Annotated in this window: 14 protein-coding genes; 8 read left to right on the top strand and 6 right to left on the bottom strand. The window is 67.6% G+C overall.

Annotation, left to right across the window (positions count from 1 at the left end; all coding sequences use genetic code 11):
* Positions 1-79: 79 nt before the first annotated feature.
* From O1R50_RS02850 to O1R50_RS02840, 3 genes are all read right to left on the bottom strand, one after another.
* The gene (locus O1R50_RS02850) at positions 80-1,327 is read right to left on the bottom strand and encodes an RICIN domain-containing protein (RefSeq protein ID WP_270108349.1); all 1,248 of its coding nucleotides are present in this window, start codon (positions 1,325-1,327) and stop codon (positions 80-82) included.
* 304 nt (positions 1,328-1,631) lie between these two features.
* Positions 1,632-2,702, bottom strand: a complete 1,071-nt coding sequence (cds1, locus tag O1R50_RS02845) for an L-cysteine desulfhydrase Cds1 (RefSeq protein ID WP_270108348.1) — start codon at positions 2,700-2,702, stop codon at positions 1,632-1,634.
* Position 2,703: 1 nt separating this feature from the next.
* Positions 2,704-3,165, bottom strand: coding sequence for an Lrp/AsnC family transcriptional regulator (locus O1R50_RS02840; RefSeq protein WP_270108347.1), 462 nt, complete (start codon positions 3,163-3,165; stop codon positions 2,704-2,706).
* Positions 3,166-3,391: 226 nt separating this feature from the next.
* Here O1R50_RS02840 and O1R50_RS02835 point away from each other — a divergent pair, with 226 nt between their 5' ends.
* The 3 genes from O1R50_RS02835 (at position 3,392) to O1R50_RS02825 (ending at position 7,826) form a co-directional block, all read left to right on the top strand.
* Positions 3,392-3,604, top strand: a complete 213-nt coding sequence (locus O1R50_RS02835) for a BldC family transcriptional regulator (protein ID WP_205326807.1) — start codon at positions 3,392-3,394, stop codon at positions 3,602-3,604.
* A 525-nt stretch (positions 3,605-4,129) separates the two neighbouring features.
* The gene (locus O1R50_RS02830) at positions 4,130-5,548 is read left to right on the top strand and encodes a glycoside hydrolase family 6 protein (protein WP_270108346.1); all 1,419 of its coding nucleotides are present in this window, start codon (positions 4,130-4,132) and stop codon (positions 5,546-5,548) included.
* A 508-nt stretch (positions 5,549-6,056) separates the two neighbouring features.
* Positions 6,057-7,826 (top strand): glycoside hydrolase family 6 protein, encoded by a 1,770-nt coding sequence (locus O1R50_RS02825; protein WP_270108345.1) that lies wholly within the window; start codon positions 6,057-6,059, stop codon positions 7,824-7,826.
* A gap of 242 nt (positions 7,827-8,068) precedes the next feature.
* Here O1R50_RS02825 and O1R50_RS02820 read toward each other — a convergent pair whose 3' ends face one another.
* Positions 8,069-8,776, bottom strand: coding sequence for a TetR/AcrR family transcriptional regulator (locus O1R50_RS02820; RefSeq protein ID WP_270108344.1), 708 nt, complete (start codon positions 8,774-8,776; stop codon positions 8,069-8,071).
* Positions 8,777-8,790: 14 nt separating this feature from the next.
* Positions 8,791-10,386, bottom strand: a complete 1,596-nt coding sequence (locus tag O1R50_RS02815; RefSeq protein ID WP_270108343.1) for an MFS transporter — start codon at positions 10,384-10,386, stop codon at positions 8,791-8,793.
* 310 nt (positions 10,387-10,696) lie between these two features.
* Between O1R50_RS02815 and O1R50_RS02810 the strand changes: the two genes are divergently transcribed.
* The 4 genes from O1R50_RS02810 (at position 10,697) to O1R50_RS02795 (ending at position 13,978) form a co-directional block, all read left to right on the top strand.
* Positions 10,697-12,166, top strand: coding sequence for a menaquinone biosynthesis decarboxylase (locus tag O1R50_RS02810; protein WP_270108342.1), 1,470 nt, complete (start codon positions 10,697-10,699; stop codon positions 12,164-12,166).
* Entirely contained in the window at positions 12,159-13,046 is an 888-nt protein-coding gene (gene mqnP, locus O1R50_RS02805) for a menaquinone biosynthesis prenyltransferase MqnP (protein WP_270108341.1), read from the top strand. The genes O1R50_RS02810 and mqnP overlap by 8 nt, the downstream gene beginning before the upstream one ends.
* A 195-nt stretch (positions 13,047-13,241) precedes the next feature.
* The gene (locus tag O1R50_RS02800) at positions 13,242-13,757 is read left to right on the top strand and encodes an ATP-binding protein (protein WP_270108340.1); all 516 of its coding nucleotides are present in this window, start codon (positions 13,242-13,244) and stop codon (positions 13,755-13,757) included.
* A gap of 2 nt (positions 13,758-13,759) precedes the next feature.
* Positions 13,760-13,978, top strand: coding sequence for a hypothetical protein (locus tag O1R50_RS02795; protein WP_270108339.1), 219 nt, complete (start codon positions 13,760-13,762; stop codon positions 13,976-13,978).
* A 596-nt stretch (positions 13,979-14,574) separates the two neighbouring features.
* Here O1R50_RS02795 and O1R50_RS02790 read toward each other — a convergent pair.
* Positions 14,575-15,303 (bottom strand): NAD(P)-dependent oxidoreductase, encoded by a 729-nt coding sequence (locus O1R50_RS02790; RefSeq protein ID WP_270108337.1) that lies wholly within the window; start codon positions 15,301-15,303, stop codon positions 14,575-14,577.
* 117 nt (positions 15,304-15,420) lie between these two features.
* Here O1R50_RS02790 and O1R50_RS02785 point away from each other — a divergent pair, with 117 nt between their 5' ends.
* The gene (locus O1R50_RS02785; protein ID WP_270108336.1) at positions 15,421-16,098 is read left to right on the top strand and encodes a TetR/AcrR family transcriptional regulator; all 678 of its coding nucleotides are present in this window, start codon (positions 15,421-15,423) and stop codon (positions 16,096-16,098) included.
* Positions 16,099-16,240 lie beyond the last annotated feature (142 nt).

Raw genomic sequence — 16,240 nt, 5'->3', positions numbered from 1 at the left:
TTTTTTTGTCAATACTTTGTGGTTGTTTCGCCGCGGGGGGCGCCCCGGGGCCCCCCCCGCCCCCCCCCGCGCCGCATGGTCATCGCACGTGCCCCGCGATCGGCAGCGGGAGCGCCTTCGTGCCCTCGGCGACCAGGCGCGCCATCTGGTTCGCGCCGTTGTCCTGGAAGTGGGTCGAGTCGGTGAGGCCGTTCGGGTAGTTCGGGTACTGCCCGGCCCGCAGGTGCATGAAGACCTCCCAGCGGGCCCGGTCGTAGCCGATCGAGTTGAGGTAGGTCCGCGAGCGGGCCCCGAGGTCGATCAGGGCCACGCCGGTCTCGCTGACCAGCTCGTGCACCTTGGCCGCGTAGGTCGCGAACGACTCGTTGAACCTGCCGGTGGAAGAGTTGTAGTCCAAGCGGTTGACGGGCGTGAGCAGCACCGGGATGGCGCCCTTGGCCCGGGCCCCCGCCATGTAGTGGTCTCGCAGGTACATCTTGTAGTCCGCGGGCGAGGTGTAGCGCTCCGGGTTGTCGACGGAGGCGTCGTTGTGCCCGAATTGGACGTAGAGGTAGTCGTCCGGCTTGATGACGTCGAGGATCGCCTGGAGGCGGCCCTGTTCGATGAACGAGCGCGAGGAGCGCCCGCCGATCGCGTGGTTCGCGATCGTGGTGTTCGCGTCGAAGTAGCCGCCGAGCTTCTGACCCCAGCCGGCCATCGGGTAGCGATCGGAGTTGTAGTTCTGGGCGGTGGAGTCCGAGGCGATGTAGATCGTCGGGTTCCCTTGGGCCGGGGTGCCCGCCGGGAGCGCCCTGAACTGCTGGTTCGTCCCGCCGTTCGAGTCGTACTGCGAGATGCGCGAGCCCGGCGCGGTCGAACGCTCCCAGACGTCGAGGGCCTTGCCGGAGTTGCGGTTCACGAACCGCAGGTACGTGCCGTCGTCGAGGATCTGCCAGTGCTGGTTGACGCCGCCGTTGTCGGCCCACTGGACGATGTCGGCGCCGTTGTCCTTGGACTTGGCGTAGACGTCGAGCACCAGGTTCGAATGCCGGGCCTGGATCTTGTAGTAGCCGCCGCCGACGTCGACGAAGCGGAACTGCTGGTGGTTCGTGTCGGTGCGGGCCTGCTGCACGAGCTTGGCCCCGTTGGCGGTCGACGCGGAGAGGTCCCAGACCAGCCCGGAGAGGCGGGACTGCAGGACGTACCAGGTGCCGGGCGTGAACGCGGCGTGCGCGGCGCCCGCGCCGAGGAATCCGCCCGCGGCGGCCCCGGCGCCGAGCCCGGCGAGGAGGCCGAGGTTGCGGCGGGAGAGCTTGGCGCTGAACGGGTTGCCGTGTGGGTTGGTCATGTGCGCTCCAGTGCTGGAAGGTCGAGGCCGCAGCGGCGAGGCGGCGCTGGGGCCCAGGTGAGGAGGAAGCGGTCGGGAGTGTGCAGGATTCTTTCCTGAAACGATTCAAAGCTGCGGCGGATCGGTCGAATGCGTTTCCTCGGGCGGTGCCGGACGCTCGAGGGAATCCATATACTCACAATCCTCGATTTGCTTGGCGGGAATTGTAACTCGCGGAAGGTTTTCGCCACAAGTAGCCCGAGGCAGGCGGTCGGGTGAGCGGTCGGACCGGCGCGATGAGCGGTCGGATCTGGCGGACGAGCGGTCAGTCGGGCAGGAGCGGCGCGAGTCTCGCCGCGGCCGCGTCGAGGTCCAGGCCCTGCGCCGCGACCCAGTCGTCGTCGAAGTAGGTGCTGCCGTAACGCAGCCCCGAGTCGCACAGCAGCGTCACGATGCTGCCGCCCCGCCTGGCCTCGCGCATCTCCGCGATGATCGAGAGCGCCGCGACGAGATTGGTGCCCGTCGAACCGCCCAGCCGCCGCCCCAGCCGCTCCGACGCCCAGCGCACGCAGGCGATCGACTCGGCGTCGTCCACCTTCACCATGCGGTCCACCAGGTCGGGGATGAACGACGGCTCGACTTTCGGCCGCCCGATCCCCTCGATGCGCGAGCCGCGCTCGGCGGCCGCGTCCGGGTCGCCTTCGAGCCATCCGTCGAAGAACGCCGAATGCTCGGGGTCGACCACGCACAGGTTCGTCGCGTGCTTGCGGAAGCGCACGTAGCGCCCGATGGTCGCCGAGGTCCCGCCCGTGCCCGCGCCGACCACGATCCAGCTCGGCACCGGGTGGCGCTCCAGCCGCATCTGCTCGAACACGCTCTCGGCGATGTTGTTGTTCCCGCGCCAGTCCGTGGCGCGCTCGGCGTACGTGAACTGGTCCATGAAGTGCCCGCCGGTCTCGGCGGCGAGCCGCTCGGCCTCGGCGCACACCTCGCCGGCCTCGGCCACCAGGTGCGCCTGGCCGCCGTAGGACTCGATGAGCGCGATCTTCGAGCCGCTCGTCGACTTCGGCATCACCGCCGTGAACGGCAGCCCGAGCATCCGCGCGAAGTAGGCCTCGCTCACCGCGGTCGAACCGCTCGAGGCCTCGATCACCGGCGTGCCCTCGTCGATCCAGCCGTTGCAGATCGCGTACAGGAAGAGCGAGCGCGCCAGCCGGTGCTTGAGCGATCCGGTCGGGTGCGTCGACTCGTCCTTGAGGTAGAGGTCCACGCCCCAGTCGCCCGGGAGCGGGAACGGGAGCAGGTGCGTATCGGCCGAGCGGTTGGCGTCGGCCTCCACTGTGGTGATCGCCCAGTTGGTCCAGAGGCGGTTCTTCGCCCGGTCGACGGAGCGCATTTCAGTCGGCCAGCTCGAACGGGACGGGCTGGGGCCGGTCCTCCCACTTGGTCGAGAGGGTGATGGTGGTGCGCGTCTGCGCCACACCGGGAATCGCGCCCACGCGATGGATGAGCCGTTCGAGATCGCCCATCTTGGGCACTCGCACCTTGAGTTGATAGCACTCGACGCCGGCGAGGAAATAACACGATTCGATCTGCGGAATGGCGCGGAGCCGTTCGCAGATGTCGTGATGGTCGGCGGCGTTGTCGGGGATGATGCCTATGAGCGCGGTGATGCCGAGCCCGATGGCCTCGGCATCGATCAGGGCCGTGTAGCCGGTGATGATGCCGCTCTTCTCCAGTTTGGTGACGCGGTCCTGCACGGAGGGTGCGGTGAGACCGACCCGCCGCGCCAGTTCGGCGTAGGAGGTACGCCCGTCGGTACGCAAGAGGTTCACTATCGTCTGGTCGATCTCGTCCACTTGTCGAGGATAACCAGAGTTGCCACTTGCGCCCTGTGCCTACCTCATACCCGCGTAGTCCTAGAGCGTCAGATTCAGCTCAGAGCGTCGTTGACGTACGCGTGGTACTTTCAGGCAAAACCTACCAGCCGAAAGTATGTCCAAGAACTCATGGCAGGTTTGACTGAATAGTGGTGTAATGGGTTTAACGCACGAAGTGAGTCTTCATCACGGGGAGGAAGAAATCATGGAGACCGAGGACCGCCTACTCACACCTGGCGAAGTGGCGACGCTGTTCCGAGTCGATCCCAAGACCGTGACGCGCTGGGCCGCCGCCGGCCGGATCGGGAGCATACGCACACCGGGTGGTCACCGTCGGTTCCGCGAGTCGGAAGTGCGGGCACTGCTCGAAGGCGATGCTGGAGCACAGACCACCTTTGAGACCGGGAACGCCCAGTAGCCAGCCCAGACGTACCGCGCGGGCGCCACAGCGGCCGCGAATCCGCGAACTGAACGACCGTCCGGCACAAGCCGGTCCCGCGCAGCGCCCCCGGTCCGCACACGGCCGAGGAAGGACGCGCCCGGTACCGGCTTTTCGCATGTTCGGGACCGAATGCCACGGATCGACGCAGCCCGCGCCGCCGCCTGATCGCACAGGCGGCGGCGCGGGCTTTTCGGTGTCCCGGAAACGTCAAATCTAAAGTGGAGTCTTTTTGCTCCATTAAGGGCATTTGTTCACTTTTTGAAATCGGATGAATACCCTGAGTTGCCATACTTGCCGCCAATGGGAAAATTCTGGATTCTCCGGGATCAAGGCTCTTGACATCACAGTTAGACATAGGCAAACTTCGATGTGAAAGTTTTGGGAGCGCTTCCGTGTCCACCCGGTACCCGCGGAGCCGTTCCCTGAAGAGCGGCTGCTTTGTGCGGCGAAGCCGTGCCTACCAGCTGCTGTCAAGCCCGACTATCAATCGAGGGAAGGCACATGACACTCAGTCGAAGGAAGCAGCGCCTGGGGGCGCTCGCCGCGGCGGCGCTGGCCGCCGCCACGGTCAGCACTGTCGCGCTGACCAGCGCCGGAGCCCAGGAGCAGACGGACTCGGACGCCGGCGTCAGCCAGGCGAAGGTCGACAACCCCTACGAAGGCGCGCAGGTCTACGTCAACCCGCAGTGGGCCGCGAACGCCGCGGCCGAGCCCGGCGGCGAGGCCATCGCCGACCAGGCCACCGGCGTGTGGCTCGACCGGATCAGCGCGATCGAGGGCAACGACTCCCCCACCACCGGAACCATGGGCCTCAAGGACCACCTGGACGAGGCCCTCGCCCAGGGTGCGGACGTCATCCAGTTCGTCATCTACAACCTGCCGGGCCGCGACTGCGCCGCGCTCGCCTCGAACGGGGAGCTCAAGGCCGACGAGATCGACCGCTACAAGAACGAGTACATCGACCCGATCGTCGCGATCCAGAGCGACCCGGCCTACGCCGACCTGCGGATCGTCAACGTCATCGAGATCGACTCGCTGCCGAACCTCGTCACGAACGTCTCGCCGCGCGCGACCGCGACGCCGAACTGCGACACGATGAAGGCCAACGGCAACTACCAGGACGGCGTCTCGTACGCGGCGGCCGAGCTCGGCGCGCTGCCGAACACGTACAACTACCTCGACGCCGGCCACCACGGCTGGATCGGGTGGACGAACGACGACCCGCAGTACGACAACTTCCACGCTTCCGCCGCGATGTTCGGCTCGCTCATCGGCATGAACGGCATGACCGCCGACCACGTGCACGGGTTCATCACGAACACCGCGAACTACTCCGCGCTGGAGGAGCCGCACTGGGAGGTCGACCAGAACGTGGGCGGCAAGCCGCTCAACCAGAACGGCGACGTCAAATGGGTCGACTGGAACGCCTACAACGGTGAGCTCGACTTCGCCACGGCCTTCCGCGACGAGCTGGTCGCGAACGGCTTCAACGAGAGCGTCGGCATGCTGATCGACACCAGCCGCAACGGCTGGGGCGGTGCGGACCGGCCGGCCGGTCCGTCGACCTCGACGGATCCGGTGACCTTCGTGGACGAGTCGCGCATCGATCAGCGGTTCAACAAGGGCAACTGGTGCAACCAGGCCGGTGCGGGTCTCGGCGAGCGGCCGCAGGCCGCCCCGGCGGCGGGCATCGACGCCTACGTGTGGATCAAGCCCCCGGGGGAGTCCGACGGCGCTTCCGAGCCGATCGACAACGACGAGGGCAAGGGCTTCGACGAGATGTGCGACCCGGCTTACGAGGGCAACATCCGCAATGGCAACAACATGAGCGGGGCGCGGGGCGAGATGCCGCTCTCCGGTCACTGGTCGAGCGAGCAGTTCGCCGAGCTGCTGGCGAACGCCTACCCGCCGGTCAGCTAATGGCCTTGGCAGCTCGGCGAACCAAGAAGCACGGCGCCGAGCTGCTGGCGAACGCCTACCCGCCGGTCAGCTAATGGCCTTGGCAGCTCGGCGAACCAAGAGGCCCAGCGCCGAGCTGCCGGCCGCCGCAGGCGGCCCGCCGGTCAGCTAGTGGCTTGGGCAGGCAGGCAAGGGCGAACCGGCACTTCGCCCGCAGGAAGACGGCGGGGCCGCGCATCGCGCGGCCCCGCCGGCGTACGCGGCCAGAAGGTTTTCGCTGAGCTTTCTTAAGCGAACCGTTCGGTTGTCCTGCGGGAGCGTTTTCACTGATTCAAGCGCTTGCCATCCGCTCGACACCCTTCGAAAGCGTTGGCCAAACGAGGCTCGGAAGCGAATTTTCCTGGTGGACCTCTTGACAGTCCATCAATATATCGGAGATTATCAATGCACATCTTGGGAGCGCTTCCCTCGATGGGCACCCGTTCCGGGCCGTTTCGCTCGGCCAATCAACCCCGAAGGACATCGACAAATGCAAGTATCTCGAAGGAGAAGGAGACTCGCGCTCACGGGCGTCGCCGTGGGCGCGCTCGCTGCGACCGGTCTGACCTTCGCTTCGGCGAACCAGGCACTCGCCGAAGAAGGCTGCGAAGTCGACTACAACGTCGTCAGCTCGTGGGGCGGCGGCTTCCAGGCCAACGTCGTCATCACCGCTGACGAGCCGATCAACGGCTGGGAGGTGAAGTGGAACTTCCCGGCCGGGACCACCGTCTCCAACGCGTGGAACGTCGACTGGAGCCAGAGCGGCACCGGCTTCACCGGCGGTGACGTCGGCTGGAACGCCAGCATCGCCTCCGGTCAGTCCAAAGAGGTCTTCGGCTTCATCGGGAGCGGGTCCTCTGCGGCTCCGGGCCAGTTCACGGTGAACGGCGACGTCTGCAACGGGCCGACCTCGCCCACCACGCCCCCGACCGAGACCCCCACCGACGGCCCGACGACGGGCAACCCGGGCGGCGGCGACAAGGTCGACAACCCGTACGCGGGCGCGCAGGCCTACGTCAACCCGATCTGGTCGGCGAACGCCGCAGCCGAACCGGGCGGCGACGCGATCGCCGATCAGCCGACCGGCGTCTGGATCGACCGCCGCTCCGCGATCTACGGCAACAATTCACCCACGACCGGCAGCATGGGCATCGAGGACCACTTGGATGAGGCGCTCGCGCAAGGCGCGGACGTCATCCAGTTCGTCATCTACAACCTGCCGGGCCGCGACTGCGCCGCGCTGGCCTCGAACGGCGAGCTCAAGGCCGACGAGATCGGCAAGTACAAGACCGAGTACATCGACCCGATCGTCGACATCATGGGCCAGGAGAAGTACGCGGACCTCAGGATCGTCAACGTCATCGAGGTCGACTCGCTGCCCAACCTCGTCACCAACGTCTCGCCGCGGGCCACCGCGACGCCGAACTGCGACACGATGAAGGCCAACGGCAACTACGAGGACGGCATCTCCTACGCCGTCTCGGAGCTCGGCGCGCTGTCCAACACGTACAACTACCTCGACGTCGGCCACCACGGCTGGATCGGGTGGACCAACGACGACCCGCAGTACGACAACTTCCACGCCTCGGCGGCCCAGTACGGCGACCTCATCGGCATGAACGGCATGACCGCCGACGACGTGCACGGCTTCATCACCAACACGGCGAACTTCTCGGTCCTGGAAGAGCCCTACTGGGAGGTCAACCAGAACGTGGGCGGCAAGCCGCTCAACCAGAACGGCGACGTCAAGTGGGTCGACTGGAACGCTTACAACGGCGAGATCGACTTCGCCACGGCCTTCCGCGACGAGCTGATCGACAACGGCTTCAACTCCGACATCGGCATGCTGATCGACACCAGCCGCAACGGCTGGGGCGGCGACTACCGTCCCACCGGCCCGTCGACCTCGACCAACCCGATCACCTTCGTGGACGAGTCCCGGATCGACCAGCGCTACAACAAGGGCAACTGGTGCAACCAGGCCGGCGCCGGCCTCGGCGAGCGCCCGACCGTCGCGCCCGAGCCGGGCATCGACGCCTACGTCTGGATCAAGCCCCCGGGCGAGTCCGACGGCTCCTCTTCGGCCATCCCGAACGACGAGGGCAAGGGCTTCGACGAGATGTGCGACCCGGACTACCAGGGCAACATCCGCAACGGCAACAACCCCTCCGGTGCCCGCGACAACATGCCGCTCTCGGGCCACTGGTCCTCTGAGCAGTTCGCGGAGCTGCTGGAGAACGCCTACCCGCCGGTCAACTAGTCGGCTTCGGAGCTCCGCGGGTCAAGAGGCACAGTGCGGAGCTCCTGCCGCCGATCAGCCAGCACCGACGAGTAACGGGCCCGGTTCGCCGGGAGGCGGTGAGCCGGGCCCCCTAGACCAGATCCTCGGTTCCTTCCGGTGACCGGGCCCCGCGGGACGGCGGGGCCCGGTCGCATCTGGTCGGGGGAACGGACGCGGCCTTCACGATCGGCGGATCGTGAAGGCCGCGAGGCGTTTCAGTGCTATTCGGCGGCTTCGAGCGGGCCACCGGTCCCGATGCCGAGCAGGAGGGCGTCGACGATGCGCTCGACGGCGTCGGGCGCCTGGAGCTCCGCGTACTGGCCGTACACGTAGATCGTCAGCATCGGACTGACGACCATCGCCACCGCCAGGCGAAGGTCCAGATCGGGCCGGACCTGGCCGCGTTCGGCCCAGTACGCGAACGTGTCGCGCACGAACTTGCGTCGCCGCTCGACGAGCCGGTCGTGGTGCCGCCTGTACTCGGGGTCCTTCATGGCGAGCATCATGCACCTGAGGACCTTCGTGTCCCGCTCCCCGTAGGTGCGGGTCATGCTGTGCCCCAGGTGGATCAGGTCGTCGCGCAGTGAGGTGCGCGGCATGTCGGCCGGGAGCGGGGCCTTGATGCACTCCATGGCCGCGGCGATGAGCTCCTCCTTCGACGTCCAGCGCCGGTAGATCGAGGCCTTGGAGACGCCGGAGCGCTCCGCGACGGCCTCGACGCTCACGTCGGCGGTGTTCTCGTGCTCGGCGATGAGATCCAGGGTGGCTTCCAGGATCGCCTGGCTGACGGCCTCGCTTCGGGGACGGCCCTTGGCGGGGGTCGGCACGGCTCCGCCGCCCGGACCGCTCCGCTCGGCGTCGCCAGGGGCGGCTCCGGCTGGGGCGGCTTGGTCCGGGACGGTCGGCGTCTCGCTGAGCTCGGCAGGCATGACCCGATTCTCCCCTAGGCCTCGACCAGGGCGGGCTCGGTGGCCCGCTCCGGGTTCTCGGTCTCGCGGCGCTGCTTGCCGGGGAAGAACAGGATGATGACGATGAGGCCTGCGAGGGCCACGCCGATCGCGCTGATCGCGGTGATGTGCAGTGCGTCGAGGAACGAGGCGTTGGCCGCGTCCAGGATCGGGCCCGCGCCTTCGGCGGGGACCGCTCCGGATTCGACCGCGCCGTACGTGGTGGCGATGGACTCGCGGGCCGCGTCGGGCAGCTGCGGGGCCGCGTCGCCGACCTCGGAGCGGTAGGCCTGGGCCATGACGGTGCCGAGGACCGCGACGCCGAGGGCGCCGCCGACCTGCCGGAGCGTGTTGGCGAGGGCCGAGCCGACGCCCGCTTTCTCCTTCGGGACGGAGGACATGAGCGTGTTCATGGCCGGGGGCATGAGGTTCGACATGCCGATGCCGGTGATCGCGAACTGCGTGATGAGCAGCCACACCGAGCTGTTGAGGTCCAGGACGAAGGCGGAGATCGCGAAGTTGCTGATGACCAGGAGCATCGCGACGGAGCCGACGATCTTGGCGCCGAAGCGCTGCACCAGCGCGTTCGACATGGGCGCGAAGATGAGCATCGCGGCGCCCATGGGCAGGAACAGCAGACCGGTCTCGAGCGGCGAGTAGCCGCGGACGATCTGGATGTAGAACGTCATGAAGAAGAACAGGCCCATCATGCCGAAGAACGTGAGCACGATGATGGCCGAGGAGGCTGAGAAGCGGGTGTTCTTGAACAGCTTCATGTCGAGCGAGGCGTGCGGGATGCTCCGCTCCCACAGGACGAAGCCGATCAGGACGAGCACGCCGAAGGCGAAGGTGCCCCAGACTTCGACGCTGGCCCAGGAGCCCCGCTCGCCGGCTTCGATGATGCCGTAGGTGAGGCTGACGAGGCCGACGACGGAGAGCGCCATGCCGACGAGGTCGGGCTTGGCTTGGAAGCCCTTCGACTCGGGGGCCATGATCAGCAGCGCGACGATGCCGAAGGCGACGATCGGCACGTTGATGAGGAAGACCGAGCCCCACCAGAAGCGCTCGAGGAGGGCGCCGCCGACGATCGGGCCGATGGCGCCGCCGATGCCGACCGCGCCGGTCCAGATGCCGAGGGCCTTCGGGAACTCTTTGGCCGGGAAGAGGTTCCGGAGCATGGAGAGCGTGGAGGGCATCATCATGGCGGCGCCGAAGCCCATGAGGGCGCGGTACCAGATGAGCTGGTCGGGCGTCTCGGCGTAGGCCGAGAGCAGGGAGGCGGCGCCGAACACGACGAGGCCGCCGATGAGCATCTTCTTGCGGCCGATGCGGTCGCCGATGACGCCGAACGCGAAGAGCATGCCGGCGAAGACCAGGGTGTAGGAGTTGATCATCCAGGCGAGGTCGCTCTGGCTGGCGCCGACGCCTTCGGGCGCGGGTTCGGCCAGGGTCTTCATGGCGACGTTCAGGACGGTGTTGTCGAGGACGACGACGATGAGGCTGATGACCAGGACGCCGAGGATGGCCCACCGGCGCGGGTGGCCTTGCTCCTCGACCTCCGCAGGGGTCGGTTCGGAACGGGTGTCGCTCACAGGGTTTCCGTTTCTGTGCAGTGCTTCGGGAGTGCATCTGAATTGATGTGGGCCGCGGCGCCGACCGCGGCTGCAGCGCACGGCGGGCGGTGTTCCGGCCCGGGCGCGGGAGTTCGATCCGCCGGGTTGTCGTACTCCGGTCGTATCGTGGTGTTGAGTCGAGCCTACGCCTATACGAAACGATACGGTACCGTATCGTAATCTAGTTCACAGACTCAGGTCCCGTGCCCGCAGTCCACGGTCGACGCCGCGCCGCTACGCGGCTAGGACGAAGTAGAGCCCGGAAATGTGACCGCGGCAGGGTGGTTGAATGAACGCCGTGGCACCCAAGTTCCCGTATCAAGACCTGCAGGCGTTCCTGGCCGCTCTCGAAGCCGACGGCGACCTCAAGCGCATCGAGGCCGAGGTCGACCCGCACCTCGAGATCTCCGAGATCACCCAGCGGGTGATCCGCGCGGGCGGCCCCGCCCTGCTCTTCGAGAACCCCGCGGGCAGCGACATCCCCGTCGCGATCAACCTCTTCGGCACCGAGGAGCGCATGGCCAAGGCCCTCGGCGTGGCGTCCCTCAACGAGATCGGCGACCGCATCGGCGCCCTCGCCAAGCCGGAGCTGCCCGTCGGCTGGGCCGGGATCCGCGACGGCCTCGGCAAGCTCATGCAGCTGAAGTCCGTGCCGCCCAAGAAGATCCGCAAAGCCCCCTGCCAAGAGGTGGTCTTCACCGGGGACGACGTCGACCTCAACATGCTCCCCGGGCTTCAGGTCTGGCCCGGCGACGGCGGCGTCTTCCACAACTTCGGGCTGACCCACACCAAGCACCCCGAGACCGGCAAGCGCAACGTCGGCCTCTACCGCCTCCAGCAGCACGACGAGCGCTCGATCGGCCTCCACTGGCAGATCCACAAGAACTCGACCTCCCACTACGCCGAGGCCGAGAGGCGCGGCGAGCGCCTGCCCGTGGCGATCGCCATCGGCCCGGACCCGGTGATGGCGTACGCCGCGACCGCCCCGCTGCCGCCGGACATCGACGAATACCTGTTCGCGGGGTTCCTGCGCGGCGAGCGCGTCGAGATGGTCGACTGCCTGACCGTGCCGCTTCAGGTCCCGGCGAACTCGCAGATCGTCCTCGAAGGCTGGGCCGAGCCCGGCGAGCGCCTCCCCGAGGGGCCGTTCGGCGACCACACCGGGTTCTACACGCCCGTCGAGCCGTTCCCGGTGATGCGCATCCACGCGATGACCATGCGCCAGAAGCCGATCTACCACACGATCGTCACCTCGGCCCCGCCCCAGGAGGACCACGGCCTCGGCAAGGCGACCGAGCGGATCTTCCTGCCGCTCATCAAGATCATGGTCCCGGAGATCATCGACTACGACATGCCCGCCGCCGGGGTCTTCCACAACTGCGTCATCGTCTCGATCGACAAGAAGTACCCGAAGCAGGCGCAGAAGGTCATGAGCGCGATCTGGGGGCTCCAGCAGATGAGCCACACCAAGCTCATCGTCGTGGTCGACGCCGACTGCGACGTGCACGACTACCGCGAAGTCGCCTGGCGCGCACTGGGCAATGTGGACTACTCGCGGGACCTGCTCCTCACCGAGGGCCCCGTCGACCACCTCGACCACGCCTCCTACCACCAGTTCTGGGGCGGCAAGGCCGGCCTCGACGCCACCGCGAAATGGCCCGAGGAGGGCTACACGCGCGGCTGGCCCGAGGCGATGCGCATGAGCTCGGCGGTCACCGCGGCCGTCGACCGCCGCTGGAGAGAGTACGGACTTGACTGACACCATCACCCCGAAGCCCAACCACGTCAAGGACTTCCTGAAGCTCGTCGCGTTCGAGCACTCGGTGTTCGCCCTGCCGTTCGCGTACCTCTCGACCCTCGCGGTCATGGAGCTGGAAGACGCCTTCTCCTGGCGGGTCCTCGTCCTCGTGACCGTGGCGATGGTCAGCGCGCGCACCCTCGCCATGGCCGCGAACCGGATCATCGACCGCAAGATCGACGCCCTGAACCCCCGCACCGCGAAGCGCGAGCTGGTGACCGGCAAGGTCTCCCTCAAGACCGCGTACATCGGCTGCGCCGTGAGCCTAGTCGCCCTGCTGCTCTCGGCGTGGCTGCTCAACCCGCTGTGCCTGGCGCTGAGCCCCCTGGCGGTGGCCCCGCTGATCGTCTACCCGTACGCGAAGCGGTTCACGGACTACCCGCACGCGATCCTTGGCTTGGCCCAGATGGTCGCCCCGGTGGGCGCGTGGCTCGCGGTGACGGGCAAATTCGAGGGCTCGGCTCCTTCGATCGTCCTCGGCGCGGCCGTGGGCCTCTGGATCGGCGGCTTCGACCTCATCTACGCCTGCCAGGACATCGAGATCGACAGGGAGATCGGCGTCCACTCGACCCCCGCGCGCTGGGGCGTGAAGGCGGCGCTGCACGCCTCCACGGCGACCCACGTGCTCGCCTGGGCGGCCTTCGCCTGGTTCGGCGCGCTCACCGGTTTCGGCTGGCTCTACTGGATCGGCCTCGCGGTCGTCGCCGTCGCGCTCGCCTACGAGCACACGGTGGTCAAGCCGAACGACCTCTCCAAGGTCAACCGCGCCTTCTTCACCGCGAACGGCTTCGTAGCGGTGGCCCTTTTCGCCTTCGCCCTGGCCGACCTCCTGCTCCGCTGAGCAATTACTGCGGTTCATGCAAGTACACATCGAGTTTCCCGAACTGGTCAAGGCGGACCCGTCGCTCCCCAGCCAAATACGGGCATTCTAGGACCGCGCCGAAGGGAAGACGCGGCTCAAGATCGTGCTCTGCGGTTCGGCGGTTCGCACCATGTTCGAACTCCAGACCACGGGCGCTTCGACCTGGCGCTTCAGGTGAAGCAGTTCGGTCCGGGCGAAGTGGCGGCCATGCTTCCGGGACTCTCGGGGGCCGAGTGCGCCACGGTCTACGGCCTCCTCGGCGGCATGCCGCTGTACCTCGACTGGTGGGACCAGGAGGCCGACCTGCTCGACGACCTCGTCGAGCTTGCTTCCCGTCCCGGAGACCGGCTGCAGCTGGAGGCCGAGCCGGTGCTCGCCACCGAGGCCGGCAGTGAGGGGCTCCCCGGTGCGGTGCTGCGCGCCATCGCCAAGGGTGCCACGCGGTTCAACGAGATCCAGTCGGCGGTCAGTGCCAATCCGACCCGCACATTGACGAATCTCGCGCGACTGCAGCTGATCGAACCCGTGATTCCGGCGGGGCAGGACGAACGCTCGAAGCAGAAGTATTACCGGTGGCAGGTCGCATCGGCGATCGGATCACCGCCATCGGGCCTTGGTGGACGAGGACCGGGCAGGACGAGGTCGATGCGCTGGTCCTTGCGACCCCGGATCGCGCGGAGATCCCGATAGCGATGGGAGAAGCCGAGTGGGCCAAAGCGGCCGATGCCCGCCGCATCACGGCCAAGCTGCTGCCCAAAGCCCAGCGAATGACGCAGAACGACGAGCCCGATCTCGACTTCTACATCGCGGCCAGGAACACGGTCACCGGCCACGCCCCGAGGGCCTTCGCCATCACGGCCGAGGACATCTTCACCACCGACCTGTCCGACCCGCGCTCGCTGGAGGAATGAACGGCCTGACTCCAGCGGCGATCACTCGGGCTCGGGCCGCAGGTGTGCCGGCTCGTACTCGTCGATGACGTAGTCGCCGCCCGCCCAGTCGCGGAGGCGGGCGAGGATCTCGTCCCGCCTGCCGCGCATGAACTCCGGCATCGCCCGGTCCCAGGTCTCGGCGGTCGGAACGCCGACGCTGAACGGGCGCTCGAAGTCGCCCCAGCCGCATAGGAACGTGTAGGTGCCGCCCGGGTCGCCGGTCTCCGTGTAGACTGTAGACCAGCAGTTCCTTCCACTGTTCTTTGAAGGAGTAGCTCGAAGGGCGGTCGGCGCTCGGGCCGGGCCGGAGTTCGCTGGCGCTCTCGCGGACGGTCGCGAAGCAGCGCCGCTCGGCGGCCGCGTCACCGGCTTCGGCGGCACTCGGCACGGCAACACGACCGAGCCTCTGAACGACCCCGCGAGCCAAGGCAGCGGCGGTCATGATCAGCAAGTCCATGCAACGACCTCCTCAGCCCAACGCTACCGAAACCGGCTAGGGGCGTGGGGGCCCAGAGCTCAGATCTCGGCGTGGTACTCGAGTTCGCAGGTGCCGCTGTCGAGGACCATCTTGAGGCTCAGATCGCTTTCTCGGCGTGGGCGAGGGCCGAGGGGGTTCGGCAGCCGACGATGGCGGGGGCCTCTTGGACCAGGCTGTCGTCGGTGACGGCTTCGACCATGAAGAGGGCGAAGTCGATGCGGCGGGTCATGTTGCTTTCGAGGAGGGGGTCGCCCACGTGGCGGGTCCAGACAGGCAGGCCTTCGCTCGGGCCCTCTTCGAGGTCGGAGCCGCGCACGAGGGTCCAGCGGGTGCCGCTGTTGAAGATCAGGTCGGCGGCGCGGTACTGGTCGTCGAGGTCGAGGAGGCGGGTGATCCGCATGAACCGGGCGAAGGCGACGGCGGCCTTGATCTTCCAGGAGTAGGTGTCCCTGCCGTCGCGGGTGATGTGCCAGCCGCACGAGAACACCAGGCGCGCATCGGGTTTCGCGTAGTCGATGACCGCTCGCGCGGTGCCCGAGGAGTAGTCGTGCACGCCCCAGGGCACGAGGACGCTGAGCACCGCGTCGCAGCCTTCGACGGCGCGGGCGATGACCGCGCGGTCGTTCGTGTCGCCGCCGATGACGGTGATCCGGTCGGCGTAGTCCGCGAGTTTCGGGACGCTCTTCTCGCGGCAGACGCCCACGACCTCGTAGCCGCGGTCGAGCGCGTGCCGCACCATGTAGCGGCCCAGCTTCCCTGACGCGCCGACGATGCACATCCGCTTGCCCGCGCCGGTCTGCGGGACGATCGGGTTCGACGGTTCCATGACTTGCTCCTCGTTCGAAGGGTGGCCCTGCTTCTCAGCCACTACCTTTACACTGTACAGGAAAACTGTACAGTGTAAAGTACCGGCGATGTCCGATCGACGAACAGGGGGCGACGCGTGACCACCGAACCGGCCGATCCGCCCTCGGCCCGCGGCACGCTCAGCAGGGAGAAGGTCGTGCGCACCGCGGTCGCGATGGCGGACGCCTCCGGCGGGAAGGTCCCGAGCACGCGCAAACTCGCCGAGCAGCTCGGCGTGCAGGCCATGGCCCTCTACCACCACTTCCGCAACAAGGACGCCCTGCTCGACGGCATGGTCGACCTCGTTTTCGCCGAGGTCGAGCTCCCCGCCGAGGGCGACGACTGGAAGACCGCGATGCGGCGGCGCGCCGCCTCGATGCGGGAAGCGCTGGTCCGCCACCCGTGGGCGATCGCGCTGATGGATTCACGGGCGAACGCAGGCATGGCGACACTGCGCCACCACAATGCGGTGATCGGCTGCCTGCGCGCCCAAGGGTTCGCGGTCGCGGGTGCGGCGCATGCGTTCTCACTGCTCGACGCGTACATCTACGGCTTCGTGCTCCAGGAGCTGGCGCTGCCGTTCGAGTCGCCCGGCGACCTCCAAGAGGTGGCGGCCCCGATCCTGGAGCAGGCGGCCGCGGAGGGGTTCCCGCACCTGGCCGAGCTGGCGGTCGAGCACGCCCTCAAACCGGGCTACGACTACGCCGACGAATTCTGGATCGGCCTCGACCTGATTCTCGACGGCCTCGAGCAGCGGCGCGGCACCTGGACCTGACCGGACGGCACGGGCGCTCCGAGGGCCCGCCCGCGGCGGTCTCCCCGCGGGGGGCCGAGTGGATCGACGAGTATCAACACGGTCTCGACGCTGGACTTCGGGGTGCCCGGTAGTCCAAGATGAGGCCATGTGGCCCCGATCG

Source organism: Glycomyces luteolus, from assembly GCF_027622875.1.
Taxonomy (GTDB): domain Bacteria; phylum Actinomycetota; class Actinomycetes; order Mycobacteriales; family Micromonosporaceae; genus Glycomyces; species Glycomyces luteolus.
This window is presented reverse-complemented; position numbering and strand designations above follow the sequence as displayed.